This window comes from Lentzea sp. CC55 (assembly GCF_021056325.1).
Classification (GTDB): Bacteria; Actinomycetota; Actinomycetes; order Mycobacteriales; family Pseudonocardiaceae; genus Lentzea; species Lentzea jiangxiensis.
Genome location: NZ_JAJCXE010000057.1, coordinates 92809 through 117569 on the forward strand (window position 1 = coordinate 92809; position 24761 = coordinate 117569).

28 protein-coding genes are annotated in these 24761 nt (G+C 69.4%); 18 read left to right on the top strand and 10 right to left on the bottom strand.

Going from position 1 to position 24761, the window contains the following annotated elements; all coding sequences use genetic code 11:
- Positions 1-71: 71 nt before the first annotated feature.
- Positions 72-626: a 16S rRNA (guanine(966)-N(2))-methyltransferase RsmD gene (rsmD, locus tag L6E10_RS38820; RefSeq protein WP_236225161.1), complete on the top strand. Its 555-nt coding sequence runs from the start codon at positions 72-74 to the stop codon at positions 624-626.
- Between the two features lie 53 nt (positions 627-679).
- Entirely contained in the window at positions 680-1162 is a 483-nt protein-coding gene (coaD, locus tag L6E10_RS38825) for a pantetheine-phosphate adenylyltransferase (protein ID WP_090095416.1), read from the top strand.
- On the opposite strand, the gene L6E10_RS38830 is transcribed toward coaD, so the two are convergent.
- Positions 1159-1554: a GNAT family N-acetyltransferase gene (locus tag L6E10_RS38830; protein WP_236225303.1), complete on the bottom strand. Its 396-nt coding sequence runs from the start codon at positions 1552-1554 to the stop codon at positions 1159-1161. The genes coaD and L6E10_RS38830 overlap by 4 nt on opposite strands.
- 168 nt (positions 1555-1722) lie before the next feature.
- Here L6E10_RS38830 and L6E10_RS38835 point away from each other — a divergent pair, with 168 nt between their 5' ends.
- The 8 genes from L6E10_RS38835 to L6E10_RS38870 all read left to right on the top strand — a co-directional run bounded on the left by L6E10_RS38835 (position 1723) and on the right by L6E10_RS38870 (position 6927).
- Positions 1723-2439 carry a DivIVA domain-containing protein gene (locus L6E10_RS38835; protein WP_090095417.1) on the top strand — a complete coding sequence of 239 codons (717 nt, stop codon included), beginning with the start codon at positions 1723-1725 and terminating at the stop codon, positions 2437-2439.
- A gap of 148 nt (positions 2440-2587) precedes the next feature.
- Complete coding sequence (locus tag L6E10_RS38840) at positions 2588-3169, top strand: DUF177 domain-containing protein (RefSeq protein WP_236225304.1); 582 nt, start codon at positions 2588-2590, stop codon at positions 3167-3169.
- A gap of 2 nt (positions 3170-3171) precedes the next feature.
- On the top strand, positions 3172-3354 hold the full coding sequence (gene rpmF / locus L6E10_RS38845; protein WP_065916643.1) for a 50S ribosomal protein L32: 183 nt from the start codon (positions 3172-3174) through the stop codon (positions 3352-3354).
- Positions 3355-3370: 16 nt separating this feature from the next.
- Entirely contained in the window at positions 3371-4174 is an 804-nt protein-coding gene (gene rnc, locus L6E10_RS38850; RefSeq protein ID WP_236225305.1) for a ribonuclease III, read from the top strand.
- An 8-nt stretch (positions 4175-4182) separates the two neighbouring features.
- Positions 4183-4383, top strand: coding sequence for a hypothetical protein (locus L6E10_RS38855; protein ID WP_236225162.1), 201 nt, complete (start codon positions 4183-4185; stop codon positions 4381-4383).
- Position 4384: 1 nt separating this feature from the next.
- Positions 4385-5242, top strand: a complete 858-nt coding sequence (gene mutM / locus L6E10_RS38860) for a bifunctional DNA-formamidopyrimidine glycosylase/DNA-(apurinic or apyrimidinic site) lyase (RefSeq protein WP_236225163.1) — start codon at positions 4385-4387, stop codon at positions 5240-5242.
- A gap of 249 nt (positions 5243-5491) precedes the next feature.
- Positions 5492-5818, top strand: a complete 327-nt coding sequence (locus L6E10_RS38865; RefSeq protein WP_236225164.1) for a PadR family transcriptional regulator — start codon at positions 5492-5494, stop codon at positions 5816-5818.
- Positions 5815-6927, top strand: a complete 1113-nt coding sequence (locus L6E10_RS38870) for a DUF1700 domain-containing protein (protein ID WP_236225165.1) — start codon at positions 5815-5817, stop codon at positions 6925-6927. Before L6E10_RS38865 ends, L6E10_RS38870 begins: the two co-directional genes overlap by 4 nt.
- A gap of 34 nt (positions 6928-6961) precedes the next feature.
- Here L6E10_RS38870 and L6E10_RS38875 read toward each other — a convergent pair whose 3' ends face one another.
- Positions 6962-7402, bottom strand: a complete 441-nt coding sequence (locus tag L6E10_RS38875) for a MarR family winged helix-turn-helix transcriptional regulator (RefSeq protein WP_090095422.1) — start codon at positions 7400-7402, stop codon at positions 6962-6964.
- 330 nt (positions 7403-7732) lie between these two features.
- Between L6E10_RS38875 and L6E10_RS38880 the strand changes: the two genes are divergently transcribed.
- Both L6E10_RS38880 and L6E10_RS38885 read left to right on the top strand, forming a co-directional pair.
- A complete protein-coding gene (locus L6E10_RS38880; RefSeq protein ID WP_374237623.1) occupies positions 7733-10222 on the top strand; it encodes a DUF4118 domain-containing protein in 2490 nt (829 codons plus the stop codon).
- Entirely contained in the window at positions 10219-10899 is a 681-nt protein-coding gene (locus L6E10_RS38885) for a response regulator (protein WP_090095424.1), read from the top strand. Before L6E10_RS38880 ends, L6E10_RS38885 begins: the two co-directional genes overlap by 4 nt.
- 4 nt (positions 10900-10903) lie before the next feature.
- Here L6E10_RS38885 and L6E10_RS38890 read toward each other — a convergent pair whose 3' ends face one another.
- The 3 genes from L6E10_RS38890 to L6E10_RS38900 form a co-directional block, all read right to left on the bottom strand.
- Positions 10904-11344, bottom strand: a complete 441-nt coding sequence (locus L6E10_RS38890) for a hypothetical protein (RefSeq protein WP_236225166.1) — start codon at positions 11342-11344, stop codon at positions 10904-10906.
- A 179-nt stretch (positions 11345-11523) separates the two neighbouring features.
- A complete protein-coding gene (locus L6E10_RS38895) occupies positions 11524-11991 on the bottom strand; it encodes a hypothetical protein (RefSeq protein WP_236225167.1) in 468 nt (155 codons plus the stop codon).
- 22 nt (positions 11992-12013) lie between these two features.
- Positions 12014-12748 carry a CAP domain-containing protein gene (locus tag L6E10_RS38900; protein WP_236225168.1) on the bottom strand — a complete coding sequence of 245 codons (735 nt, stop codon included), beginning with the start codon at positions 12746-12748 and terminating at the stop codon, positions 12014-12016.
- A gap of 81 nt (positions 12749-12829) precedes the next feature.
- Between L6E10_RS38900 and L6E10_RS38905 the strand changes: the two genes are divergently transcribed.
- From L6E10_RS38905 to smc, 4 genes are read left to right on the top strand one after another with little or no spacing between them, the layout of a single operon-like run.
- Positions 12830-13102, top strand: coding sequence for an acylphosphatase (locus L6E10_RS38905; RefSeq protein ID WP_236225169.1), 273 nt, complete (start codon positions 12830-12832; stop codon positions 13100-13102).
- A 33-nt stretch (positions 13103-13135) separates the two neighbouring features.
- On the top strand, positions 13136-13642 hold the full coding sequence (locus L6E10_RS38910; RefSeq protein WP_236225170.1) for a sigma-70 family RNA polymerase sigma factor: 507 nt from the start codon (positions 13136-13138) through the stop codon (positions 13640-13642).
- On the top strand, positions 13639-14229 hold the full coding sequence (locus L6E10_RS38915; protein WP_236225171.1) for an anti-sigma factor: 591 nt from the start codon (positions 13639-13641) through the stop codon (positions 14227-14229). Before L6E10_RS38910 ends, L6E10_RS38915 begins: the two co-directional genes overlap by 4 nt.
- Positions 14230-14289: 60 nt before the next feature.
- A complete protein-coding gene (gene smc / locus L6E10_RS38920) occupies positions 14290-17910 on the top strand; it encodes a chromosome segregation protein SMC (protein WP_236225172.1) in 3621 nt (1206 codons plus the stop codon).
- Between the two features lie 10 nt (positions 17911-17920).
- On the opposite strand, the gene L6E10_RS38925 is transcribed toward smc, so the two are convergent.
- The 3 genes from L6E10_RS38925 to L6E10_RS38935 all read right to left on the bottom strand — a co-directional run bounded on the left by L6E10_RS38925 (position 17921) and on the right by L6E10_RS38935 (position 19575).
- Complete coding sequence (locus L6E10_RS38925; protein WP_236225173.1) at positions 17921-18634, bottom strand: 1-acyl-sn-glycerol-3-phosphate acyltransferase; 714 nt, start codon at positions 18632-18634, stop codon at positions 17921-17923.
- A 24-nt stretch (positions 18635-18658) separates the two neighbouring features.
- Positions 18659-18997 (bottom strand): hypothetical protein, encoded by a 339-nt coding sequence (locus L6E10_RS38930; RefSeq protein ID WP_090095433.1) that lies wholly within the window; start codon positions 18995-18997, stop codon positions 18659-18661.
- Between the two features lie 128 nt (positions 18998-19125).
- Positions 19126-19575: a tetratricopeptide repeat protein gene (locus L6E10_RS38935; RefSeq protein ID WP_236225174.1), complete on the bottom strand. Its 450-nt coding sequence runs from the start codon at positions 19573-19575 to the stop codon at positions 19126-19128.
- Positions 19576-19665: 90 nt separating this feature from the next.
- Here L6E10_RS38935 and L6E10_RS38940 point away from each other — a divergent pair, with 90 nt between their 5' ends.
- Positions 19666-20589, top strand: coding sequence for a GNAT family N-acetyltransferase (locus L6E10_RS38940; RefSeq protein ID WP_236225175.1), 924 nt, complete (start codon positions 19666-19668; stop codon positions 20587-20589).
- Here L6E10_RS38940 and L6E10_RS38945 read toward each other — a convergent pair.
- Together L6E10_RS38945 and L6E10_RS38950 are read right to left on the bottom strand one after the other, a co-directional pair.
- Positions 20539-22098: a sodium:solute symporter gene (locus L6E10_RS38945; protein WP_236225176.1), complete on the bottom strand. Its 1560-nt coding sequence runs from the start codon at positions 22096-22098 to the stop codon at positions 20539-20541. The genes L6E10_RS38940 and L6E10_RS38945 overlap by 51 nt on opposite strands.
- A complete protein-coding gene (locus L6E10_RS38950; RefSeq protein ID WP_236225307.1) occupies positions 22086-23207 on the bottom strand; it encodes an anhydro-N-acetylmuramic acid kinase in 1122 nt (373 codons plus the stop codon). The genes L6E10_RS38945 and L6E10_RS38950 overlap by 13 nt, the downstream gene beginning before the upstream one ends.
- A gap of 120 nt (positions 23208-23327) precedes the next feature.
- On the opposite strand from L6E10_RS38950, the gene ftsY reads away from it, so the two are divergent.
- Positions 23328-24665, top strand: a complete 1338-nt coding sequence (ftsY, locus tag L6E10_RS38955) for a signal recognition particle-docking protein FtsY (RefSeq protein ID WP_236225177.1) — start codon at positions 23328-23330, stop codon at positions 24663-24665.
- The last annotated feature ends 96 nt before the right edge of the window (positions 24666-24761 follow it).

Genomic DNA, 24761 nt, shown 5'->3' on the forward strand with positions numbered 1-24761 from the left:
GCGGGGTGGCTCGCCGTGGAGCGCGTGGTGGTGGGCGTGGGTGTGTGGCCGCCGCCTGGGACGATGTACCCGTGACACGCATCGTTGCCGGGACCGCGGGAGGCCGCAGGCTCAAGGTTCCGCCCAAGGGCACGCGCCCCACCTCCGAGCGGGTTCGGGAGGCGTTGTTCAGCTCCCTGGAGTCGTTGATGGACCTCGACGGTGCCCGCGTGCTGGACCTCTACGCCGGTTCGGGTGCGCTGGGGTTCGAGGCGTTGAGCCGGGGAGCGGGGCACGCGACGTTCGTCGAGTCGGACAAGCGGGCCGCTGACGTGCTCAAGGGCAACGCCGAGGAGCTCGGGTTCGCTGACGTCGTGATCGCCAACCGGACGGCTGAGGCATACGTGGTGACCGAAGGGGAGGAGTTCGACGTCGTTTTCGCCGACCCGCCCTACGCGGTGGGGGACGACGAACTCGCCCGAGTGCTGAAGGGGATCGTGCCGAGGCTCACGGCCGATGCCGTCTTGATCGTGGAACGTGCTTCGCGAAGCGGCGAACCTGTGTGGCCTGAAGAGGTGGAATCCTTGCGCGCCAAGCGTTATGGGGACACTGCCGTGTACTGGGGGCAGGTGCGTGCTGATGGGTGACGAGAACCACGGACACGCCTGGAGGCGTCCGATCGGGTGCTAACGTCCGCTCCATGACACGTGCCGTGTACCCCGGCTCCTACGACCCGGTAACCAACGGTCACCTGGACATCATCGGGAGAGCCGCGCACCTGTTCGACGAGGTCGTCGTCGCTGTGCTGATCAACAAGAACAAGCGCACCTTGTTCTCCGTTGAGGAGCGTCAGGAGATGCTGCGCGAGGTCACGGCCCAGTGGGACAACGTGCGCGTGGACTCGTGGCACGGGCTGTTGGTCGACTACTGCCGTGAGAACAACATCAAGGCCATCGTGAAGGGCCTGCGCGCGGTCAGCGACTACGACTACGAGCTGCAGATGGCGCAGATGAACCACCAGCTCACCGGGGTCGACACGCTGTTCATGCAGGCCAGCCCGCAGTACTCCTACCTGGCGTCGTCGCTGGTCAAGGAGGTTGCGACCTACGGTGGCGACGTGTCGACGCTGCTCCCGGCGTCCATCGAGCAGCGGCTCAAGTTGCGCCTCGAGGAGACCCGCTAGAGGGTCAGCTTCATCCCCACGTGCGACGCGGTGAACCCGAGCCGCTCGTAGAAGCGGTGCGCGTCCACGCGTGACGCGTCCGTCGTCAGCTGCACGAGGCCGCAGCCGCGTGCGCGTGCTTCGTCGACGGCCCACTTCACCAGTTGTTCTCCCAGGCCGTGGCCGCGCTGGTCGGAGCGCACCCGCACGGCCTCGACGGTCGCGCGGGTCATGCCCAGGCGCGAGAGGCCGGACGTGAACGTGAGCTGCAGCGTGCCCACGACCTCGCCGGACTCGTCGACCGCGACGGCCAGGTACTGGTGCGGGTCGGCGTCGATGACCTCGAACGCCGCCAGGTAGGCCGGGTCGCCCGGCTTCTCGCGCCGTGCGCCCAGCGGGTCGTCCGCCAGCATCGCCACGATCGGGTGGACGTCGGCGGCGGTGGCCCGCCTGATTGTGATCTTCACGGTTCCCCCAGGTGGATGTGGGGAAATCCTGACACGCCCTGCCGATCTCCCGGAGTGCGGGAGATCGGCAGGGCACACTTGTGGGTGGGAGTCACAGGGGTTAGGGAGTGAGACGTGTACCGGGTGTTCGAGGCTCTCGACGAGCTCGTCACGATCGTCGAGGAAGCGCGCGGAGTTCCGATGACCTCGGGCTGCGTCGTGCCGCGCGGCGACGTGCTCGAACTTCTCGACGACGTGCGCGACGCGATCCCAGCCGAGCTCGACGACGCGCAGGACGTTCTCGACCACCGCGACGAGGTCGTCGGCAAGGCCAAGCACGAGGCCGAGACCGGGGTGTCCAAGGCCCGCGCGGACGCGGACCGCATGCTCGCCGAGGCCCAGGCCGAGGCGGAGGCGATGCTGTCCGACGCGCGCGCCCGTGCCGAGCGGATGATCGCCGAGGCCGAGGACCAGGCGGAGCGGACCGTCGCCGCGGGCCGGCAGGAGTACGACGACCTGGTGGGCCGGTCGCACGCCGAGGCCGAGCGGATGATCCAGGCGGGTCGCGCGAACTACGAGCGCGCCACCGAGGACGGCCGCGCCGAGCAGGCGAGGCTCGTCAACGAGCAGGAGGTCGTCCGGGCCGCGCACGCCGAGGCGGCGCGCATCCTCGACGCCGCGCAGAACGAGTCGATCCGGCTGCGGTCCGAGTGCGACGCGTACGTCGACGGCAAGCTCGCGGACTTCGAGGACCTCCTCGCGCACACCCTCAGGTCGGTCGGCAAGGGCCGTTCGCACCTGCGCGGACCGGCCGTCGCGGGTGCCGCGGCGCCGTTCGACTACGGCTCCTGACGAACCAGCCCGGTTCTCCGGCGCCTGAACGTGTGATTCGCGCTACGTCGGACAGGTGCGACCACCTGGCGATTTCACGCTCGGGGCCGTCGTCCCGTACCCTGGACCGGCTGGACGTGGTAGGTCCCCGCCGGCAACCAATCTGATCATGACTGAGCATCGTCACGCGTCCACGCGTCCCACAGCATCCGGTCCCTGGGTCTTCGACACCAGGGATCTCGGCCGTCGCGCCGGGTCCAGCCGACCCTTCGTCCGGTCGGTTCCCGCGGCAGGCATGGGGCTCCTCGGCGTGATCGCGGTGCCAGAAGGCGGAGAGGTGGAGCTCGACCTCCTGACCGAGTCGGTCGTGGAGGGCGTGCTCGTGTCGGGGACGGCGTTCGCCAAGGTCGAAGGTGAGTGCTCGAGGTGCCTCGAGCCCATCACCGATGAGGTTGAAGTCCGGATCACGGAGCTCTACGCGTATCCGGACAGCACCACGGACGAGACCACTGAGGAAGACGAGGTCAGCCGGATCGAGAACGATCTGATCGACCTCGAGCCTGTGGTGCGGGACGCCATCGTCCTCGCGTTGCCGCAGGCGCCGCTCTGCGAGCCGGACTGCAAGGGGCTTTGCTCCGAGTGTGGTGGCAGGTGGGCGGAGCTCGGGCCCGACCACGGGCATGAGACGATTGACCCTCGTTGGGCCGCGTTGCAAGAGCGGTTCAGCGATGACAACTCGGAGGAGAAGTAGTCGTGGCCGTCCCGAAGCGGAAGATGTCGCGTTCGAACACCCGTGCGCGCCGTTCCCAGTGGAAGACGTCTGCTGTGCACCTGGTGGCGTGCCAGAACAAGGCTTGCCGTCAGCCGAAGCCGCAGCACGTCGCCTGCCCGGCCTGTGGTCAGTACGCTGGCCGCCAGGTCGCTCAGCCGGCCTGATCTCCTCGCCGTCGTAGTGGGGGGAAAGCCGCCGCGCGCACCGCAAGCGGACCGCGCGGACCTGCTCGAAGCGCTCGGCGTCCAGTTGGACGCCGAGCTGCTCGTGCTCGCACTCACCCACCGGTCGTACGCGTACGAGAACGGCGGGCTTCCGCCGAACGAGCGTCTCGAGTTCCTGGGAGACGCGGTTCTGGGGCTGGTAGTCACCGACCACCTCTACCGCACCCATCCTGATCTTCCCGAGGGTCAACTCGCGAAGCTCCGTGCCAGCGTGGTGAACATGCACGCACTGGCGGGCGTAGCGCGTGACCTGGGCAAAGGCGGGCTCGGTGCACACCTGCTTCTCGGTCGTGGCGAAGAGTTGACCGGAGGCAGGGACAAGGCGAGCATCCTCGCCGACGGCCTCGAGGCCGTCATCGGTGCGGTGTACCTGCAGTTCGGTATCGATACCGCACGAACGTTCGTTCACCGGCTGTTCGATCCGCTCTTGGCCAAAGCTCCGCTTTTGGGTGCTGGACTGGACTGGAAGACAAGCCTGCAGGAGCTCACCGCTCAAGCCAGCCTCGGCGTCCCGGAGTACCGCGTGGACGACCAGGGGCCGGACCACCGCAAGGAGTTCACCGCCACGGTGCTCGTCGGTGGTCAGCCTTACGGCAAGGGTGATGGGCGCACCAAGAAGGAAGCCGAGCAGAAAGCCGCCGAAGCGGCTTATCATGTTCTGCACGAACGGGTCAAGGCCGAGCAGGAGTCGGTCAAGGCCACGAACGGGCAGAACGGCGCCTCGGTGACGCCAGGGACCCTCCCATCCGAGGAAGACTGAGACACGCGATGTATGCGACCAGGAACCGCGCCAACCGCCGCACCCGCACCGTCCGCGGGCCGGTGAACACCTCCCGCAGCGGAGGCATCCAGGGACTTGTGCTGGTCAGGGACACGAGCCGCGCGGGCGTGTGGGTGCTCAAGCCCACCAAGCCCCAGGCCGCCGTGATCGAGGCACAGCCCGTCGACGAGGGCAAGTCCGAAGCCTGACGTGCCCGAACTCCCAGAGGTCGAGGTAGTACGCCTCGGCCTCGAAGCCCACGTCGCCGGCCGGGTCATCTCCTCGGTGGAGGTGTTGCACCCGCGCGCCATCCGCCGGCACGACCTGGGCTCCGCGGACTTCTGCGCGCGCTTGGCCTCGCAACCGATGGTGGCAGCCAAGCGCCGCGGCAAGTACCTCTGGGTGGAACTGGCCGACAAAGCCGCCCTGCTCGCGCACCTGGGCATGAGCGGCCAAATGCTCGTCCAACCCTCGTCGGCTCCCGACGAGAAGCACCTGCGCGTCCGCTTCACGTTCGACGACGGCGGGCCCGAACTCCGTTTCGTGGACCAGCGCACCTTCGGTGGCTTGGCCCTGGCGGAGCTGGTCGAGGTGGACGGGGCTCTCGTGCCCGACTCGGTCGCGCACATCGCCCGCGACCCGATGGATCCTCTCTTCTCCCGTGATGCTGCCGTGCGCGCGTTGCGCCTGCGTCACACGGAGATCAAGCGCGCCTTGCTGGACCAGACCCTCGTGTCCGGGATCGGCAACATCTACGCCGACGAGGCTCTCTGGCGTGCCCGTCTGCACGGCACCCGGATGACGGACAAGCTGAGCCGGGCCAAGGCCGCCGAGGTGCTGGACCACGCTTCCGACGTGATGCGTGAGGCGCTCGGGCAGGGCGGGACCTCGTTCGACGCTTTGTACGTCAACATCAACGGGCAGTCCGGGTACTTCGACCGGTCCTTGAACGCCTATGGGCAGGAGAACCGGCCCTGCAAGCGGTGCGGAGCGATGATGATCCGGGAGCCGTTCATGAACCGGTCCTCGTTCTCGTGCCCCCGTTGTCAGCCTCGCCCCCGGGCTTGAGGATCTTCGCCACCTCTGCGTGCAGGTCTTGAGGTAGCCGGCGCCTTCCGGTCCGCCTTTCGCAGGCGTGCGGCAACGGCTCGTACCCGCTGGAATCGATCTTCCCAAGCGCATCCGACGTACCGGGGACCCCAGACGTCTTGCGGAGGGAACAACGGGTTAGACAGTACTGCGCGATGCGTAGTAGTGTTCACGGCGCAACAGTGCCCGACCCCTGGAAGAGGGGGTCCGGCCTGGGTCGGAGGGGCCATGGACACCAGTCAGCTGCTCAAAGGGGTGCTGGACCTGGCCGTCCTTGCGGTACTGCGCAAGGACGACGGGTACGGGTACGACGTGCTGCGCAGACTGCGCGCCGGGGGATTGGACGAAGTGGGCGACGCGTCGGTGTACGGGACGCTGAGGCGGCTCTACAACGCCGGGATGCTGACCTCGTACGTGGTGCCCAGTGAAGAGGGGCCGCACCGCAAGTACTACAGCATCAACGAGACCGGGCGGGCGCGCCTGGCTGAGTCGAGGGAGACGTGGAGGTCGTTCGCCAGCACGTTGGACGGCCTGCTCGAGGAGGTCGCAGCATGAACACGCAAGCGCTCGGTGTCGAGCACTACCTGGCCGGGATGCGTGCCGCCCTCGACGACCTGCCGGCCAACGAGGTCGCCGAGATCCTGGAGGACGTCGAGGCGCACGTCGCCGAGCTGTCCACGGAACTCGGGGAGGACGAGACGCTCGAGCAGCGGCTCGGGTCGCCGGAGCGGTACGCGCAGGAGCTGCGGCAGGCCGCCGGCTATCCGCCGCGGACCGAGCGGTTGCCGGTGACGACCAAGCGGCCGTGGCTGTCGCGTCCGAGGGCTGCCGCGTGGGGGCTCGTCGTGGCCACCGGTGTCACGCTGCTGGCCGGGGCGGCGGCGTTGCGGGAGCCGGCGGTGTTGTTGCTGCCGGGTGTGATCCTCGTGTTGAGCCTGGCGCTCGTGCACGACCGCGGTCCGGTGCAGCAGGAGATCATGAACCTGCCGGAGACGCACCGGCTCAAGAAGTGGCTCACGCCTGAGGAGGGCACGCCGGCGGAGCGTGCCATCACGTACCTGAAGTCGTTGCAGCCCGCGTGGTGGTTGGTGCGGGCCGGTCTGCTCGGTCTCGGGGCCGTGTTGCTCGCGGGGCGCGACATCCTCGGGTTCCTGGCGATCGCCGCGATCGCCGTGGTGTCGGTGTTCGCCGGGCCGCGGGCCAAGGTCGACCGGCGCTGGCTGTGGTTCAGCCTGCCCGCTTCGGCGTTGGCGGTCGGGTTGTTGTTCCAGGTCATCGACGTGACCGCGGGACAGCTCGGGTACAACGCCTCGCGCTCGTCGTACCAGCCGCCCATCGTCGAGTCGTACGAGAACATCTACGCGTACGACGAGAACGGCAAGTTGCTCACGAACGTCTTGCTGTACGACCAGGACGGCAGCCCCATCAACGCGGCGCGGAGCTACAACGGCTGCAACACGCCCGGCCACGGGCCCGAGCCGGTCATTCCGGCCAACCGCTATCCGCGGCCTCAGATCGACTACGAAAACGGTGTTTGTTACACAGTGACACCGTCCGTGACCGCTCCGTCATCGACGTCGTCAACGCCGAGTTCGGTACCGGAGAGTTCTGGAAGCGCGCCTTCGAGCTCGGTACCACCTACTTCTGTGTCACCGAGCAAGTAAAGCCTGGAGCGGGACCTGTCGGGGGGTCCCGCTCCTACTTGTTCTCCTGCGGGTCCGCCAGGTGGCGCAATACCGGCATGGCCGAGCGCAGGTGTTCTCTGTCTTCCGGGGAAAGCTCGGACATTCTTTCACTCAATAGTTCGGCTTCGCCGTGAGCGAGCGACAGGATCGTCTCGCGGCCGACTTCGGTGAGCACGACTATCGTCGCTCGCCCGTCGGCGGCGTCGGGCTCGCGACGCACGAGGCCGGTGGACTCGAGGCTGGTCACGACGGTTGTCGCGGTCGGCTGCGAACACAGCGCGCGCACCGCGATCTCGCCGATCCGCATCGGGCCGTGGGCGCTCAGTTCTGACAGCACCAATAACTGGGTGGGTTGCAAACGACGGGCCGGGGCGGCCTGTCGAAGACTTCGCACCAGCCGGTGCACGGCCACCACGAGTTGAAGTGCCTCGTGGTTGGTGACGGTGGTGGGCATCGTTTCTCCGCGCGCATGTGATTGTCCGAATTCGGACACGAACCCTGGCACTTTCCCTCATTCACGCTCCGCGCGCTATCCGCCAACTGCCGATAACCCATTCGGCCGTTGTGGTGACGCGGGGTGTCACCGCGTGCGTCCGGCACAGTTGAATGTGCTGGTAAACGGCGTAAAAAGCGCAACCCGGCTCACTCGAACGGTCGCCGGGTTGAAGGAGGATTCAACGAGACAGATCCGCTGTCAGAACTGTGGGAAGGCGCACTGGATTCGCCGTGTGGCGCAGCGCATACGCCCGAACGGTCCACGGGTGGTCGGGGGCAGACTGGGCTGGTGAGTGCGAAAACCCGTCGTGGCGAACTCCGCATCTACCTCGGCGCCGCTCCCGGTGTGGGGAAGACGTTCGCCATGCTCAGCGAGGCGCACCGCCGGCGGGAACGCGGCACCGACGTGGTCATCGGATTCGTGGAGACCCACGGCCGGACGAGGACGGCCGAACTGGTCGAAGGCCTGGAAATCGTCTCGCGCAGGTCTTCGGTGCACCGCGGCGTCGAACTCACCGAGATGGACGTCGACGCCGTGCTGGCCCGTGCGCCGCAGGTCGCCGTCGTCGACGAACTCGCGCACACGAACGTCCCCGGTTCCCGCAACGCGAAGCGGTGGCAGGACGTCGAGGAACTCCTCGAAGCGGGCATCGATGTGCTCTCCACGGTCAACGTGCAGCACCTGGAATCGCTCAACGACGTCGTTCTGCGCATAACGGGCGTTCCGCAGCGGGAAACCGTGCCCGACGAGGTCGTGCGCAATGCGAACCAGATCCAGCTCGTCGACCTGACGCCGGAAGCGCTGCGCCGCCGGCTCGCCCACGGCGACGTCTACGCGGCGAACAAGATCGACGCGGCCCTGGGCAACTACTTCCGCGTCGGAAACCTGACCGCGCTGCGCGAACTGGCGCTGTTGTGGGTTGCTGACCAGGTCGATGTCGCGTTGCTGCGCTATCGGGCGGAACAGCAGATCACGGACACGTGGGAGACGCGCGAACGAGTCGTCGTCGCCATCACCGGTGGCACGGAAAGCGAGACGTTGATCCGTCGCGCTCGTCGCATCGCCACGCGCGCGGGTGGTGACCTTCTCGTCGTGCACGTGCTCAGGGGCGATGGGCTCGCAGGGGCGGATCCGCACTCACTGCAGAAGTACCGCAAGCTCGCCGACGACGTCGGTGCCACCTTCCACACCGTTGTCGGTGATGACGTCCCCACGGCGCTGCTTGAGTTCTCACGCGGCGTCAACGCCACTCAGCTCGTGGTCGGCACCTCGCGCCGTTCACGGTTCGCGCGCGTGTTCTCGGCAGGCATCGGCTCCACAGTCGTGCAGGAGTCCGGGGCGATCGACGTCCACATGGTCACCCACCCCGCGACGGCCAGCGGCTGGCGGGCGCGGTTCGCGGGCAGTCCGCTGAAGCCGAGCCGGCTCGCCTGGGGCTGGTTCCTGGCGGTTGCCGGGCCCGCGCTGGTCACGGCCGCGGGAGCGTCGCTGCGGAGCGGCCTGAACTTCTCCACCAACGTCATCGGCTACCTGCTGGTGACTCTGGTCGTCGCGATCGTCGGCGGCCTGGGGCCCGCGATCGCGGCCGCGCTGGTCAACGCGCTGCTGCTGAACTTCTTCTTCACCGAACCCCTCTACACGTTCACCATCGACGCCCAGCAGAACGTGCTCACCTTCTTCGCGATGATCATCGTCGGTGTCTCCACGGCGTTGGTGGTGGACTACGCCGCGAGACGTGCCACGCAGGCAGCGCGCGCACGCACCGAGGCCACGCTTCTCGCCTCGTACGCGCGCACTGTTCTGACGCACCCATATCCGCTCGCACGGCTGTTGGAGAAGGTGAAGGAGAACTTCGGCCTGACGTCCGTCGCCCTGCTGGAACGCGCGGACGGCGCCTGGGACCGGGTCGCGTGCGTCGGTGCGGGCCCGTGCGACGAACCCGACGAGGCGGACGTCGACATCGCCGTGACGCCGGACGTGCACCTGGCGTTGCGCGGACGCTCGCTGCCCGCGTCGGACCGCCGCGTGCTGGAGGCCGCCGCCGGTCAGGCGCTGCTCGCGCTGAGGCAGCAGCGCATGGCCGAGCAGACCCTCGAAGCGCAGCGGCAGGCCTCGCGCACCGAGCTGCGCACCGCGTTGCTCTCGGCCGTCGGTCACGACCTCCGCACGCCGCTGACCTCGATCAAGGCATCCGTCGGCTCGTTGCGCGACCCCGAGCTCACCCTGTCGGCGGAGGACACCGCCGAGCTGCTGGAGACGGTCGAGGAGTCGGCGGACCGCCTCACCGCGCTCGTCGACAACCTGCTCGACTCGTCCCGCCTCGCCACGGGCGCCGTGTCGCCGCAGTTCCGCGCGGTCGGCTACTACGAGGCCGTCGCACGGGCGCTGAGCGGCCTCGGCGGCGACGTCGAGGTCGACGTCCCGGAGTCGCTCCCACCCGTGCGCGCCGACGTCGGACTCCTCGAACGAGTGATCGCCAACGTCGTGGGCAACGCGCTGCGCTACGCCGGAGCCGTCGCCATCAGGGCGTCCGCGCACGGCTCGGAGGTGGAGCTGCGCGTCGTCGACCACGGTCGCGGTCTGCCCGCCGGTGCCGCGGAGCAGGTGTTCGCGCCGTTCCAGCGCCTCGGCGACCGCACGCCGGGTGGCGTTGGTCTCGGTCTGAGCGTGGCGAAGGGCTTCACCGAGGCCATGGGAGGCACGATCACCATGGAGGACACACCCGGTGGCGGGCTCACCGTGGTGATCTCGCTTCCCGCCGAGGAGAGGAACGCGTGACGAAGGTACTGGTGGTCGACGACGAGCCGCAGATCGTGCGCGCGCTGCGGATCAACCTCTCGGCCCGCGGCTACGAGGTGCTCACGGCCCCCGACGGCGCCACGGCGCTGAGGCTCGCCGCCGACGGCAAACCGGACGTCGTCGTCCTCGACCTCGGCCTGCCCGACATGGACGGTACCGACGTCATCGCGGGCCTGCGCGGCTGGACGACCCTGCCGATCATCGTGCTGTCCGCCCGCACCGACTCGACCGACAAGGTCGACGCCTTGGACGCCGGCGCCGACGACTACGTGACGAAACCGTTCGGCATGGACGAACTCCTCGCCCGCCTGCGCGCCGCCGTCCGCCGCTCGGCCGTGGCGGGCCCCGAGGACGAGCCGGTCGTGAAGACCGCGTCGTTCACCGTCGACCTGGCGGCCAAGCGCGTGCTCAGGGACGGCGCCGAGGTGCACCTCACGCCCACCGAGTGGGGGCTGCTGGAGGTCCTCGCCCGCAACGCGGGCAAGCTCGTCGCGCAGAAGCAGCTGCTCAGGGACGTCTGGGGGCCCGCCTACGAGAAGGAGACGCACTACCTGCGCGTGTACCTCGCGCAGCTGCGGCGCAAGCTGGAGCCGGAACCCGCACGGCCGCGGCACCTGCTGACCGAGGCCGGCATGGGGTACCGGTTCGAGCTCTGAGCCGCTAGGACTGCGGGTCCGGCGCGGCCGAGCTGGAGGAGCCCGACGACGGCGGCGCGGTGGTCTCCGACGCCGAGGAGCTGGACGTCGTCGGCGCCGGTTCCTCGATCGACGTGGGCGGGTTGCTCTGCGACCGCGTCGGCTCCGCCGGGTTCGTCGTCACCTGCGGCTGGTCGGGCGTCCCGGGCTTCGGCTGCTGCTCCTGCGGACGTGCCGCCTGCCTGCGGTCCTGCTTCGCCTGCGACGACGGGGCGCCGGACGACACGGTGACCACGACGGTGCTCGTGCTGCCGTCGGGTGCCACACTGGTGATGGTCTGCACGACGTCGGCCGCCGTGCGTTCCGGGCTCGCCTCGCGGCCGGACGCGGCGAGCATGGACGCCACCGTGGCGAACAGCGTCGCGACGACCACGCCGCCCGCAGCGAGCATCACGGCCGTGCCCACGCGCTTTGCCGGAGCCTCTGCCGGTGACTGCGGATGATCTTCCTCGAACACACCCATCTCCTCGTGGGAAACCCGGTCGGATGGACTTGCGTTCGAGTTATCGGCGGAAACACACCAAGGCCTCAGCAGAGCCACACCTTCGTGTAGCTCTGTGTCACAGGGTGCTGACTGGCGTAACCCTAAGAGGCCGTCGTCGTTGTCGTCGGTTCCGCGGTGGTGGTCGTCGTCGGTTCCGTGGTGGTGACCGGCGGCTTGGTGGTCGTCGTCGGGTTCGACGTGATCACCGGCGGCGGGTCCTCGGTCGTGACCGTCGTCGTCGTGCCGTCCGGACGCGTGATGGTCGTGACGCGCGTCGGCTTCTTCGACGTGGTGGTGGTCGTCGTCGAGGTCGTCGCCTCCACCGTCGTCGACGTCTGCTCGACCGACGAGCTCGGCGTGGACGTCGGCACGATGCTCAGGGCGTCGCGCACGGCCTCCTTGCGCGGCGGCTGGGTCGCGGGCGACTCGGCGGCGCTGTCCGAGCCCGCCGCGAGCGAGGCGACGGCGGCGAAGACGGTTGCCAGCACGACGCCCGACGCGGCGAGGACGATCTGCGGCGCGCCTCGGCGCCAGCGCGGGCTCGAGTCCGGTTCCGGGCTCTCGTACACGAAGTTTCCCCTGCTCAAGCGGTCAGCGGCCGAAGTTCTGGGTCCAGTAGTTGCCTCGCGTGTCGAGGCCCACGCCCATCGTGGTGAAGCTGCAGTTCTCGATGTTTTCGCGGTGGCCCGTCGAGTTCATCCAGCCGGTCACGACCGCCTGGGGCGTCGGGTAGCCCTTCGCGATGTTCTCGCCGCCGGGCCTCGGGTAGCCCGCTTCCTTCATCCGCACGTCGAACGTCCTGCCGTCCTGCGACGTGTGCGAGAAGTAGTTCTTGGTGGCCATGTCCGTGCTGTGGGCCTGGGCGGCGGTCGTGATGCGGTCGTCGATCACGAGGGCCTTGCAGCCGACGGCGGCGCGGGCGTCGTTCACAAGCGCGAGCACTGCCTGCTCCGGCGTCTGGCCGGCAGGCGGCTTCGGCGGCTGGACGGGCGGCTTCGGCGCTTCGGGAGGCGTCGTCGTCGTGGTGGTGGTGGGAGCCGCTGACGAGGTGGTGGAGGAGGGCGTCGCCGTCGTCGACGAGGTGGTGGGAGCGGAGGAGGACGACGAGGCCGTGGGAGTGCCGACACCGGTGTTGCCGTCTTCGGGCGGAGTACGGGTGCCGGGGGCGGCGGCGTTGCCCGTGCCGAACTGGTTCGCCGCGTCGGTGCTCTCCTGCTGCGCGGCGTTGGTGAAGCCGATGCCGAGAGGGGAGGTTCCGGTGATGGCGAGGCCGCCGATTCCGGTTGCACCGATCAGCAGGCCGAGTAAGAGGCTGCGGGCACTCACGGGTCGGGACCGTACCACTAATGGGTGACAACCCCTGAGTGCGTCATTCGTCACCTTCGGTCACTGCGCCACCATTCGGAGGTGGACGTACGACTGAACGCCTGGGTGCGTGGACGAGTGCAGGGTGTCGGTTTTCGCTGGTGGACGCGCGCCAGGGCACTGGAGCTGGGCCTGGTCGGAAGTGCTTCGAACCGGCCGGACGGGCGGGTCGAAGTGGTGGCCGAGGGGTCACGGGAGAAGTGTGAACAACTGCTGGAGGCTCTCCGATCGGGTGACACCCCGGGACACGTCGAATCGGTGGGTGAGCAGTGGTCCGCCGCCCGGGGTGACCTGACCGGCTTCGTCGAACGCTGAACCTTCCGCGGGGGGACGGCGTAGTAGGAGATCGTGGACTCCTCAGAAGACGTCCTCATCCAGCTGTACGACCGCTGGAGAGGCCCGCTGCTGCACTACGTGCTGCGGCTGGTCGACGGCGACTACCAGCAGGCCGAAGACGTCGTGCAGGAGACCCTGCTCCGCGCGTGGCGGCACCACGAGGAGTTGAAACCGGACGACGCGGCGCCGTGGCTCTACACGGTCGCCAAGAACCTCGTGATCTCCGGATACCGCCGCCGCAACGCACGCGCGACCGAGGTGCCGCTCGAACCGGTGGACCTCCCGCCGGTCAGCGACCAGGTCGAGCACGTGCTGCAGACGTGGCAGATCGCGTCGGCGCTGAGAGCGCTCACGCCCGAGCACCGGACGGTCGTCATCGAGCTGTACTACCGCCGCCGCACCGTCGCGGAGGCCGCCAAGACGCTCGGCATCCCGCCGGGCACGGTCAAGTCGCGCTGCTTCTACGCACTGAGGGCGCTGCGCGACGCACTGGAGGAGAGAGGGGTGACCGGGGCGTGAGCTGCCAGCACACCGTCGACGTCGGCGCCTACCTCTTCGGCTCGCTCGACCTCGGGGAACGAGCCGCGTTCGAACGCCACCTCGGCACCTGCGACTGCTGCCGGGCCGAGATGCTGCGGCTCGCCCCGCTGCCGGGCCTGCTCGGCCGCCTGACCCCGCAGGACGTCGAGAACCTCGACGAGATCGCCTCCTGCCCGCCGGGGCCGGACCGGCGGCGCCGCGTGGCGCTGGTCTGCGCCGCCGTCCTCGGGGCGCTGGCGCTGGCCGGCGGGATCCTGTTCCTGCGGCCGCCGCCCGCGCCCACGTGGGCGGCCGAGGACCCCGGCACCGGTGTGGACGGCGAGGTCTCGATGGTCTCGAAGTCGTGGGGCACGGAGATGTGGTTCAAGCTCGGCGACGTCAAACCGGGTGCGCGCTGCAAGGTCATCGTGTTCGACCGGCGCGGCCAGCGCGAGGTCGGCGGCTGGTGGGGGTCCGACCACGGCCCTGACGAGCGCATTCCCGGTTCCACGTCGTTCCGGGTGGACCAGATCGACAGGCTGGAGGTGTCGGACGAGAGCGGGCTGCTCGTCACCCTGCGTCCCTAGACGCGCAGGTCAAGGCATACCTCCCGCGACCGCCGCAAGCGCTTGGGTACTCTGCCCGGCGTGCATCTCAAGAGCCTGACGCTGAAGGGCTTCAAGTCCTTCGCCTCGGCTACCACGCTGCGCTTCGAGCCCGGCATCACCTGCGTGGTCGGCCCCAACGGGTCCGGCAAGTCCAACGTGCTCGACGCGCTGCGCTGGGTGATGGGCACGCAGGGTGCCAAGGACCTGCGCGGCGGCAAGATGGAGGACGTCATCTTCGCCGGCACGTCCGGCCGCGCGCCGCTCGGCCGCGCCGAGGTGACGCTGACGATCGACAACTCCGACGGCGTGCTGCCGATCGAGTACACCGAGGTGTCGATCACCCGCCGCATGTTCCGCGAGGGCGCCACCGAGTACGAGATCAACGGCAACTCGTGCCGCCTCATGGACATCCAGGAGCTGCTGTCGGACTCCGGCATCGGCCGCGAGATGCACGTGATCGTCGGTCAGGGCCAGCTCGCCGCGATCCTCGAGTCCAAACCGGAGGAACGGCGCGCGTTCGTCGAAGAGGCCGCCGGCGTCCTCAAGCACCGCAAGCGCAAGGAGAAGGCGCTGCGCAAGCTCGAGGCGATGCAGGCGAACCTGACGCGCCTCACCGACCTCACCGCCGAGCTGCGCCGCCAGCTCAAGCCCCTGGGCAAGCAGGCCGAGATCGCCCGCCGCGCGCAGGTCGTCCAGTCCGAGCTGCGGGACTCCAAGCTCCGCCTGCTCGCCGACGACCTGGTGACGCAGCGCGCGGCCATCGCGCAGGAGGAGCACGACGAGGCGAAGGCCCGCGAGCGCCGCGCCGAGGTCGAGAAGTCGTTGCAGGCCGCGCAGTACCAGCAGAACGAGCTGGAGGAGCGGGTCGCGGCCGACTCGCCGAAGCTGCAGGCCGCGCAGGACACCTGGTACCGGCTGTCCGCTCTGGAGGAACGCCTGCGCGGCACGGTCCGCCTCGCCGCCGAACGCGCGCGGCACCTCTCCGCCGACGTGGACGCCCCCAGCAGGGGCCGCGACCCCGACGACCTCGACCGCGAGGCCGAGGAGACCGCCGAGATGGAGCTGGAGCTCCAGGAAGGCGTGACCGAGGCCCGCATCGCCCTGGCCGAGGCCGTGGAGACGCGCGCCGAGCTGGAACGCATGGTCTCGCAGGCGGAGAAGGCCCACATCGCCGCCGTCCGCGCCATCGCCGACCGCCGGGAGGGCCTCGCCCGCCTGTCCGGTCAGGTGGAAGCGTTGCGCAGCAAGACGAACGCCACCGCCGAGGAGATCGAACGCCTCTCCGTCACGGTGGCGGAGGCCGCCGAACGCGTCGAGTTCGCGTCGATGGAGCTGGCCGAGGCCCGCGAGATCACCGGCACCGAGGACGAGGACGACCACGACCTCGACGAACGCCACCGCCAGGCCGTCCAGTCCAACGACGCGGCACGCCAGCGCGTCGAGGAACTGGTCAAGGCCGAACGCACGGCAGAACGCGACATCGCGTCGTGGCGAGCCCGCGTCGACGCTCTCTCGTTGGGCCTCACGCGCAAGGACGGTGCGGGAGCGCTGCTCGCGTCGGACGTGCCGGGCCTGCTGGGCTCCGTCGCCGCGCTGCTGACCGTCGAACCGGGTTTCGAGGTGGCGCTGGCCGCCGCGCTCGGCCCGATCGCCGACGCCGTCGCGGTGTCGTCCGGGGACGGCGCGCTGGCCGCCCTGAAGCTGTTGAAGGAGAAGGACGCCGGCCGCGCGGGCGTGCTGATCGGCTCCGATGGGTCCACTGTGGACACCTCAGCGTGGGGTCATCTGCCGCACGGCGCGCGCTGGGCGATCGACGTCGTGCACGCGCCCGAGGCGTTGCGCCCTGCGCTCGCGCGAGCACTGGACCGCCTCGCGGTGGTCGACGACCTCGACACGGCGGCACGCCTGAACGTGCGCGCGGTGACCCGTGACGGCGACGTTTTCGGCTCCGACTGGGCCGTCGGCGGCTCGGGTGGCCAGGGCCAGAGCGTGATCGAGGTGCAGGCCGCGGTCGACGAGGCCCAGGAGCAGCTGGCGACGGCGGAACGGGCGCTGGAGCACGCCTCCGCGGCGCTCGAGGGTGCCCGCGCCGAGCAGCAGGCCCGCCGCAAGGTGCTCGACGCGGTCAAGGAGGCCGTGCAGGAGGCCAAGGTCCGCCAGGCCCGCTCCGGCGAGCGGCTGAACCGGATGGCCGCGGCCGTGCGGTCGGCGGAGGCCGAGGTCGCCCGCATCACCGAGCAGCGCTCCAAGGTCGAGCGGTCCCGCGAGGAAGCCCTGATGAAGCTGGGCGAGCTCGAGGAACGGCTGCTGATGGCCGAGGAGGAGCAGACCCTGGAGGACGAGCCGGACACCGACCAGCGCGACGCGCTGTCCGCGGAGCTGGCCCAGGCCCGTCAGGCCGAAATGGACGCCCGCCTGGTGCAGCGCACGGCAGAAGAGCGCGCACGGGCCGTACAGGGCAAAGCAGACGCCTTACGTCGTGCCGCCCGTGCCGAGCGTGAGGCCCGCGAACGCCATGCCCGCGCCACGGCGCACCGTGCGCGCGGTGCGGTCGTCGCGAAGGCCGTCGTCCGAGGCGGTGAGCAGGCGCTGGAGCGCATCGAGATCTCGCTGGCCCGCGCCGCCCGTGAGCGCGACCTGGCCCAGGAACGCCGCCAGCAGCACGAACTCCTGCTGACCCAGGTGCGCAACGTGGTGCGCGAGATGTCCGGCGAGCTGGAGAAGCTCGTCGACGCCGTGCACCGCGACGAGGTGCTGCGCGCCGAGCAGCGCATGCGCATCGAACAGCTGGAGACCAAGATCGCCGAGGACTTCGGCATCGGCCTCGACGACCTGGTCACCGAGTACGGCCCCGACGTGATGGTGCCGGCGTCGGCCGCCGAGATGGCCGAGTACCAGGCCGCCAAGGACCGCGGCGAACAGGTCTCCGAGCCGCAGCCCATGCCGTACGACCGCGACACCCAGGCCCGCCGCGCCAAGCGGGCCGAGCGCGACCTGTCGTTGCTGGGCAAGGTGAACCCGCTCGCGCTGGAGGAGTTCGCGGCCCTGGAGGAGCGCTACAAGTTCCTCTCCACGCAGCTCGAGGACATCAAGGACACCCGCCGCGACCTGCTCACCGTCGTGAAGGAGGTCGACGACAAGATCCTCGAGGTCTTCACGCTGGCCTACGAGGACGTGGCGCGCGAGTTCGAGATCGTGTTCAAGGTCCTGTTCCCCGGCGGCGAGGGCCGCCTGGTGCTGACCGAGCCCGACGACATGCTGACCACCGGCATCGAGCTGGAGGCCCGCCCGCCCGGCAAGAAGGTCAAGCGCCTGTCGCTGCTCTCCGGTGGCGAGAAGTCGCTGGCCGCGGTCGCGATGCTGGTCGCGATCTTCCGCGCCCGCCCCTCACCGTTCTACGTCATGGACGAGGTCGAGGCGGCGCTGGACGACACGAACCTGCACCGGCTGATCAGCCTGTTCCAGCAGCTGCGGGACAAGTCGCAGCTGCTGATCATCACGCACCAGAAGCCGACCATGGAGATCGCCGACGCGCTGTACGGCGTCTCCATGCGCGGTGACGGCATCTCACAGGTGATCTCGCAGCGGCTGCGCACGTCGGGCGACGAGCCCGCGCGTGCCGCGGAACCCGCCCCGGAACCGGCTCAGGCCGAGGCCTGAGCGCCGCGGGTCAGCGCCCGCCGCGGTCCATCTCCGCCGCTTCCTCCGGCGTGGGCGCGCTGCCGCCCAGGTGCGCCGGAGCCCACCAGGCACCCGGCTCGGTGGGGTAGCCGGCCTGCGCGACGTCCAGCAGGTCCTGCAGGCGCTTGCGGAGCAACGAGTCGCCGGAGTCGCCGGGGGAGGCCTCGAACGGCTCTCCGATGAGGATCGTGATGGGGATGTGCCGCTGGGTCAGGTCCTTGGGACGGCCCTTGGTCCACAGGCGCTGGGTGCCCCACAGGGCGACGGGGATGAGCGGCACGCCGGCCTCGTGCGCGAGGCGGTTCGCGCCGGACTTGATGTCCTTGACCGTGAACGAGCGGCTGATGGTGGCCTCGGGGAAGATCCCGACCACCTCGCCGGTGCGGAGCGCGGACAAGGCCTGCTGGTAGGAGGCCTGGCCCGCGCTCCGGTCGACGGGGATGTGGTGCATGCCGCGCATGAGCGGGCCTGCGATCTTGTTGGCGAAGATCTCGTGCTTCGCCATGAACCGCGTGAGACGTTTCGAAGGGTGCGCACCGTAGCCCGCGAAGATGAAGTCGAGGTAGCTGACGTGGTTGGACGCCAGCACGGCTCCACCCGTGCGCGGAACGTGGTGCGCCCCTTCGACGGTGATCCGCAGGTCGAGCACCTTGAACATGAGCTTCGCTGCGGCGATCACCGGGGGATATACGCGATCCGACATGCTTCCGAACGGTAGCCGGAAAAGCTACTGACCGGTAGCGGCCCCTTCGTGTTCTCGCATGACCTTGGGCACGCCCGCCAGGTCCTCGTCGTTGCACAGCAGCTTGAGGTCGTAGTACGGGTTTCCATGGGTGTCGTCGTAGTCGAGATGGACTGCGATGACGTCCACGGGCTCGCCCAGCCACTCCTGGGTCTGCCGCAACCAGGCGGCAGCACGTTCCAGAGCGGCGGGAAGATCATCGTCTCGGAATTCGACCGGCCTGTACGGAACTCCCTGGACACCGTCCCGGTTGTTCGACGGCAAGGGCAGGTCGACGGCCACCCCGGATTCGTTGAGATCGAGTTGGATCGTTTCCTCACTCACCGTAAAAGAGTCCCCCACCCTCACCTGGGCTGCAAGCCCGAATCTGGTTGTCGTGCCCGCGGCGCCGGTGGTAGTGCCCCGGCATACCAGCGTCGCGGAGGGGGTCGGTGTGAGTGTTGTCTCCCGGTTCAGCGGGATCGCTTCAGGAACTCGATGTCGCGCTTGACCTTCGTGATCCGGTCGTGGGTGGGCATCAGGACGCGGGAGAGCGCGGCCAGGAGCTGCTCCAGGTCAGCGGCCGCGCCACCGGTGTCCCCGGTCGCGTAGCGCAGGTTCGCGAGCAGCTGCCGGGTCTCCAGGACGTCCTCGTGGTCGGGGCCGAGCACGCGCACCTGGTCGCGCAGCAGTGGCTCGCACACGGCGATGGCCTTGGCGGACTGCTTCGCCGCGCCCAGAACGCGCGCCAGGTTCAGCCGAACGGTGAGGGTTCCGGGGGCGTCCGCGCCCGCCGCCTCCCCGTACTGCCGGACGAGCGCCCGGAACTCCTCCACGGCCGTCCTGAAGTCACCGGAGTGGGCTCTGGCCTCGGCCTCGGCGGCGCGGGCGTGCAGCTCTTCGAGTTCCCCGGCGGACGACATCCGCCCGATTTTACGCGAGCGCGCGGCCGTGACCTGGGGGCGGTGAAAACTCCCTCGCTTCGAACGGCCGTGCGAGCAACCATTCCTCTCATGTACGACATCCGTTTCGCCGAACCTGGCGACCTCGGCGCCACGATGGCGCTGCTGGTCCGGCTCCAGGCCGACAACGCGCACCACATCGGGTACCTCGGTGAGACAGTCGAAGAGCTCCGCGCGGAGCTCGGCGAGTTCGAGCCCAGCTGGGCCGACTGCACGGTGGTCGCAGTCGACGCCGACGACAACATCACCGGCATGCTCAGCGTGGAGATCGACACCGAGCTCGAGCGCGCGTGGCTGCACGGCCCGTTCGTCGACGTACCGGTCAACCACCCCGCGGGCAGCCGCATCTGGGACCAGACCGCCGACGCGATGTTCCGGCGCGCCACCGAGCTCCTCACCGGCATCACCGACCTCGAGCTCTACGGGCACACCGCCCACCGCCGGCTGGCGGCGTTCGCCGAACGCCACGCCTTCAGCGCCGGCAAGGCCAGTGCCATCCACGTCCTCGACAACGGGGACTTGCGCACGTTGCTCCTCAGGGACGCCAAATGTCCCAACGAGCGCGAGATGCGCATCCTGCCGACAGACGAGTTCGTGCACGAGGCCGTCGCCGTGCTGCACGAGCGATGTTTCCCGCGCACGTACCTGTCCGGCAGGCAACTCGTCGAATCCGATCCCAAGACGCGCACGGTCGTCGTCGCCATGGACGGTCGACGCGTGCTCGGGTACGCCGCGGGCAAGGCCCAGCCCGAGGAGTACTACATCGACTTCGTGGCCGTCGAACCCGACGTCCGCGGCCAGGGCGTCGGAGCCGCTCTCGTCACCGAGCTGCTGTGGAAGCTCGCGGCCGAGCACGGCGCCCGGCCGCAGGCAGCGGCGTCGATCTACGCCGGCAACGAGTCCTCGCAGAACATGTTCGCCCGACTAGGATTCCGCCTTCACGTCGAGCTCGTCGCGTACCGCCACACGGCGTGAGTGGCGCAGCGACAGCAGCCCGCCCACGAGCAGCGTGACCACCACCCCCAGGGGCGTGTTCCACCATCCGGTCAGCGATTTCAGCTCCGAGGTCGCCTTGCCGAAGTAGATCGTCGGCGTGCTGCCGGCGAACTTGACCCCGAGGATCACGAACCCGACGACCACCACCGTCGCCACGAACGCGATGATCGCGTCCGCCTGCGTGACGCGCCGGAAGACCAGGCCGAGCAGGAAGGCCCCGAGCAGCGCGCCGTAGGTGTAGCCGGCGATGCCGAGCGCCTGCACCACGATCGGATCCGCTGTGGTCTTGTTCGAGGAGGCGAACAGACCCGCGCAGACGATCAGCAGACCCGCCCACACCAGGGTCCAGATCCGCCCGTGGCGCAGGCGTTCCTCGTCGGTCATCGGGGTCTTGCGGACGCGTTCGTAGACGTCGGTGACGGTGCTGGAGGCCAAGGCGCCCAACGACGACGACAGCGCGGCCGCGAGGATGCCGGCGATCACGAAGCCGGACAGGCCCGACGGCAGCTCGTTGACGATGAAGTAGCCGAACAGCTCGTCCTTGTTGCCGAGCCCCAGGTCCTTCACCGGGTCGACGCCGTTGTAGAAGGCCCACATCATCACGCCGATGAACAGGAAGAACGCGAACTGCAGGAACACCACGAAACCGGAGGCGATCAACGCCTTCTGCGCGGACTTCACGTCTCGAGTGGCCATGAGCCGCTGCACGATCAGCTGGTCCGCGCCGTGCGACGCCATCGACAGCAGCGCGCCGCCGAAGAACGCGGCGATGAACGGGTACGCGCCCGTCAGCGGTGAGGAGGTGAAGTCGAAGACCTGGAACTTGTCGACCTCGACGGCCTTGGCGAACCAGCCGTCCGGCAGCTGGCCGGACAGCCACCAGATCACCACGAGACCGCCGAGGACGTACCAGAGCATCTGGATGGCGTCGACCCACACGACCGCGCGCACGCCGCCGAAGAAGCTGTAGAACACCATCGCGATGCCGAGCGCGAGGATGATCGTCCAGTAGCCGGCGTCGATGCCGTACTGGGCGAGCACCAGCTTGATGGGGATCGCCGTCGCGAAGAGCCGGATGCCGTCCGCGAGCAGGCGCGTGAAGAGGAACGTCACGGACGCCGTGGCGCGCATGCCGCCGCCGTACCGCTTGCCGAGGAACGCGTACGCCGTCACGAGGTCACCGGCGATGTAGCGCGGCAGCAGGACGAAGCTGACCACGATGCGCCCGACGATGTAGCCGAGCGCGAGCGTCAGGTACGTCATGCCGCCCTGCGCCGGCGTCGCCATGTAGGCGATCACCGGCACGCTCAGCACGGTGAGCGTCGACGTCTCCGCGGACACGACCGACAGGCAGACGACCCACCACGAGATGCGCTTCTCGCTGACGAAGTAGTCGGTGGACGATCTCTGCCTGCCGCCGATCCACATGCCGAGCAACGGCATCCCGACGAGGAACAGGGCGATGATCGCGAGGTCTAGTCCGCGCATTTCGGTTCCCCCACTTCCAGCTTGGTCACGGCGGTGGTGACGGGCTCGGGCAGCCTCAGCGGCCCGGCGCCGGGCGTGATGCTGCCGAGCAGCCGCGGTCCGGACGCACCGGTCGCGGACGGCGTGTTGCCCGCGATCCCGTGCCAGGTCAGGAACCCGAGCAGGGCGGCGAGGTAGGCCTCCTTGCCGTCGCGCGGCAAGCCCAGCGAGTCGCTGATCCGCAACGGGATCGGGTCGAGGGCACGTGCCAGCGCCTCGACCAGCACGGGGTTGCGCATGCCGCCACCGGACGCGACGACGGTGCTCGCGTCGTGCGCGCGGCAGGCGTCGGCGATGGTGCGGGCGGTGAGCTCGGCGAGCGTGCGGAGCATGTCCTCGGCCTGGACCGTGGGCAGGCCCTGGAGGTACTCGGCGTTGAAGTGCTCCTTGCCCGTCGACTTGGGCCACGGCTTGGCGTAGTACGGGTCGGCGAGGAGCTTCTTGAGGACGTCCTCGCGCACGGTGCCCCTGCTCGCGAACTCGCCGTTGGTGTCCTGGCGGCGTTCGCCTCGGGACAACACCTCCATGACGGCGTCCATCAGCGCGTTGCCGGGACCCGTGTCGTAGGCGATCGGCGGGCTGCCCGGTCTGACCACGGTGATGTTCGCGATGCCGCCGATGTTGAGCGCGACGGCGGGCGCGTCCCCGGCCAGCCAGAGCGCGTCCAGCGTGCTCGCGAGCGGGGCGCCCTGACCTCCCGCCGCGACGTCGCGGACCCGCAGGTCGGCGATCACGGGCACGCCGGTCCGTTCGGCGATCCAGGCGGGCTGGCCGAGCTGCAGGGTGCCGAGGCAGTCGCCGTCCTGGACCTCGTGGTGCACGGTCTGCCCCAGCGAGCTGATCAGGTCCGCCGGCAGGTACCCGGCGGCGACTTCACCGAAAGCCTGCCCGAGCGACGTGTCGAAGGCGCACACTTCAGCGAGGTCCCGCGGCTTCTCCAGCAGGTCCTTCGGAAACGGGTGCTCGGCGCACTGCACCGGCACGAGCTCGACGACGTCGCCGTTGATCGACAGGTCGGCGACGGCGACGTCGATGCCGTCCATCGACGTGCCGGAAATCAGTCCGATCACCCTCACGACGTGTGGTCTATTCCACACCGTGGTCGGGCGCAAGAGCTGTGGTGAAATCTTCGCTGAATTGAGCAACAGCTGGTTGACAGATCACATGCGGGCCTGTGAAACCATGGTCCCGTGTCGACGTCCTCCCTTGTCCTGATCCTCGTAGTCGTGGCGGTCGTGCTGATCGCCGCGCTGGTGACCGGTGTGGTGCTGACGCGTCGCCGTCGCATCAGCCTGACCCAGAAGGAGGAGACCCCTCGCCCCGGCGGGTACCAGGCCGCGTCGGGGATCACGTTCGCCCCGGCCACCCCCGAAGCCAGCGACGCCGAAGCGGTCGCCGTGGCCGAGGTGACCCCCGTGCGCCCCGCGCCGGTCGAGCGACCGGCGCCGGTCGAGCGACCGGCGCCGGTCGAGCACCCGGTGGCCGACCGGACCGAAGTCGACGGCCAGCCGGGCGTGGGCGACGACGCCTCCGTGCCGCGCGACTCGCCCCAGCGCGGCTTCGTCGAGATCGACCTGCCGGAAGAAGCGTCCGAGGTCGAGGAGATCGAGCCGACCGAGGGCAGGCTGGAACGGCTGCGCGGCAAGCTCTCGAAGTCGCGCAACGCCTTCGGCACCTCGCTGCTGGGCCTGCTGGGCGCGGGCGACCTCGACGAGGACTCGTGGCAGGACGTCGAGGACACGCTGCTGATCGCGGACCTCGGCGCGGCGCTGACGACCGAGATCGTCGACACGCTGCGCTCGAAGATCGCCGGGTCCGGGGTGCGGACCGAGGCCGAGGCCCAGGCGCTGCTGCGGTCCGTGCTGGTCGACGCCCTGGGTCCGCGCATGGACCGGTCGCTGAAGGCCCTGCCGCACGCCGGCAAGCCCGCCGTGCTGCTCGTGGTGGGCGTCAACGGCGTCGGCAAGACCACGACCACCGGCAAGCTCGCCCGCGTACTGGTGGCCGATGGGCGCACGGTGCTGCTCGGTGCCGCCGACACGTTCCGCGCTGCCGCCGCCGACCAGCTGGAGACCTGGGGCAAGCGAGTCGGCGCCGAGACCGTTCGTGGCCCCGAGGGCGGGGATCCGGCCTCCGTCGCCTTCGACGCCGTCAAGCGCGGCGTGGACGCCGGTGTGGACACGGTGCTGATCGACACCGCCGGCCGGTTGCACACCAAGGTCGGGCTGATGGACGAGCTCGGCAAGGTCAAGCGCGTGGTGGAGAAGCAGGCCGTCGTCGACGAGGTCCTGCTCGTGCTGGACGCCACCACCGGGCAGAACGGTCTGGCTCAGGCCCGCGTCTTCGCCGAGCAGGTGGACATCACCGGGATCGTGCTGACCAAGCTGGACGGGACCGCCAAGGGCGGGATCGTGTTCCAGGTCCAGCGGGAGCTCGGGGTGCCGGTGAAGCTGGTCGGGCTGGGGGAGGGGGCGGACCACCTGGCCCCGTTCGAGCCCGGTGCGTTCGTGGACGCGCTGCTCGGGTGATCTTGTGGGCCTTGGTCGCCTGATCTTGTCGGGGGTGGTGGGTAGGTTGTGTTGCGAGGGGTCCTGAGGGTGGGGGGACGCCTGCGTCAGCTTGCG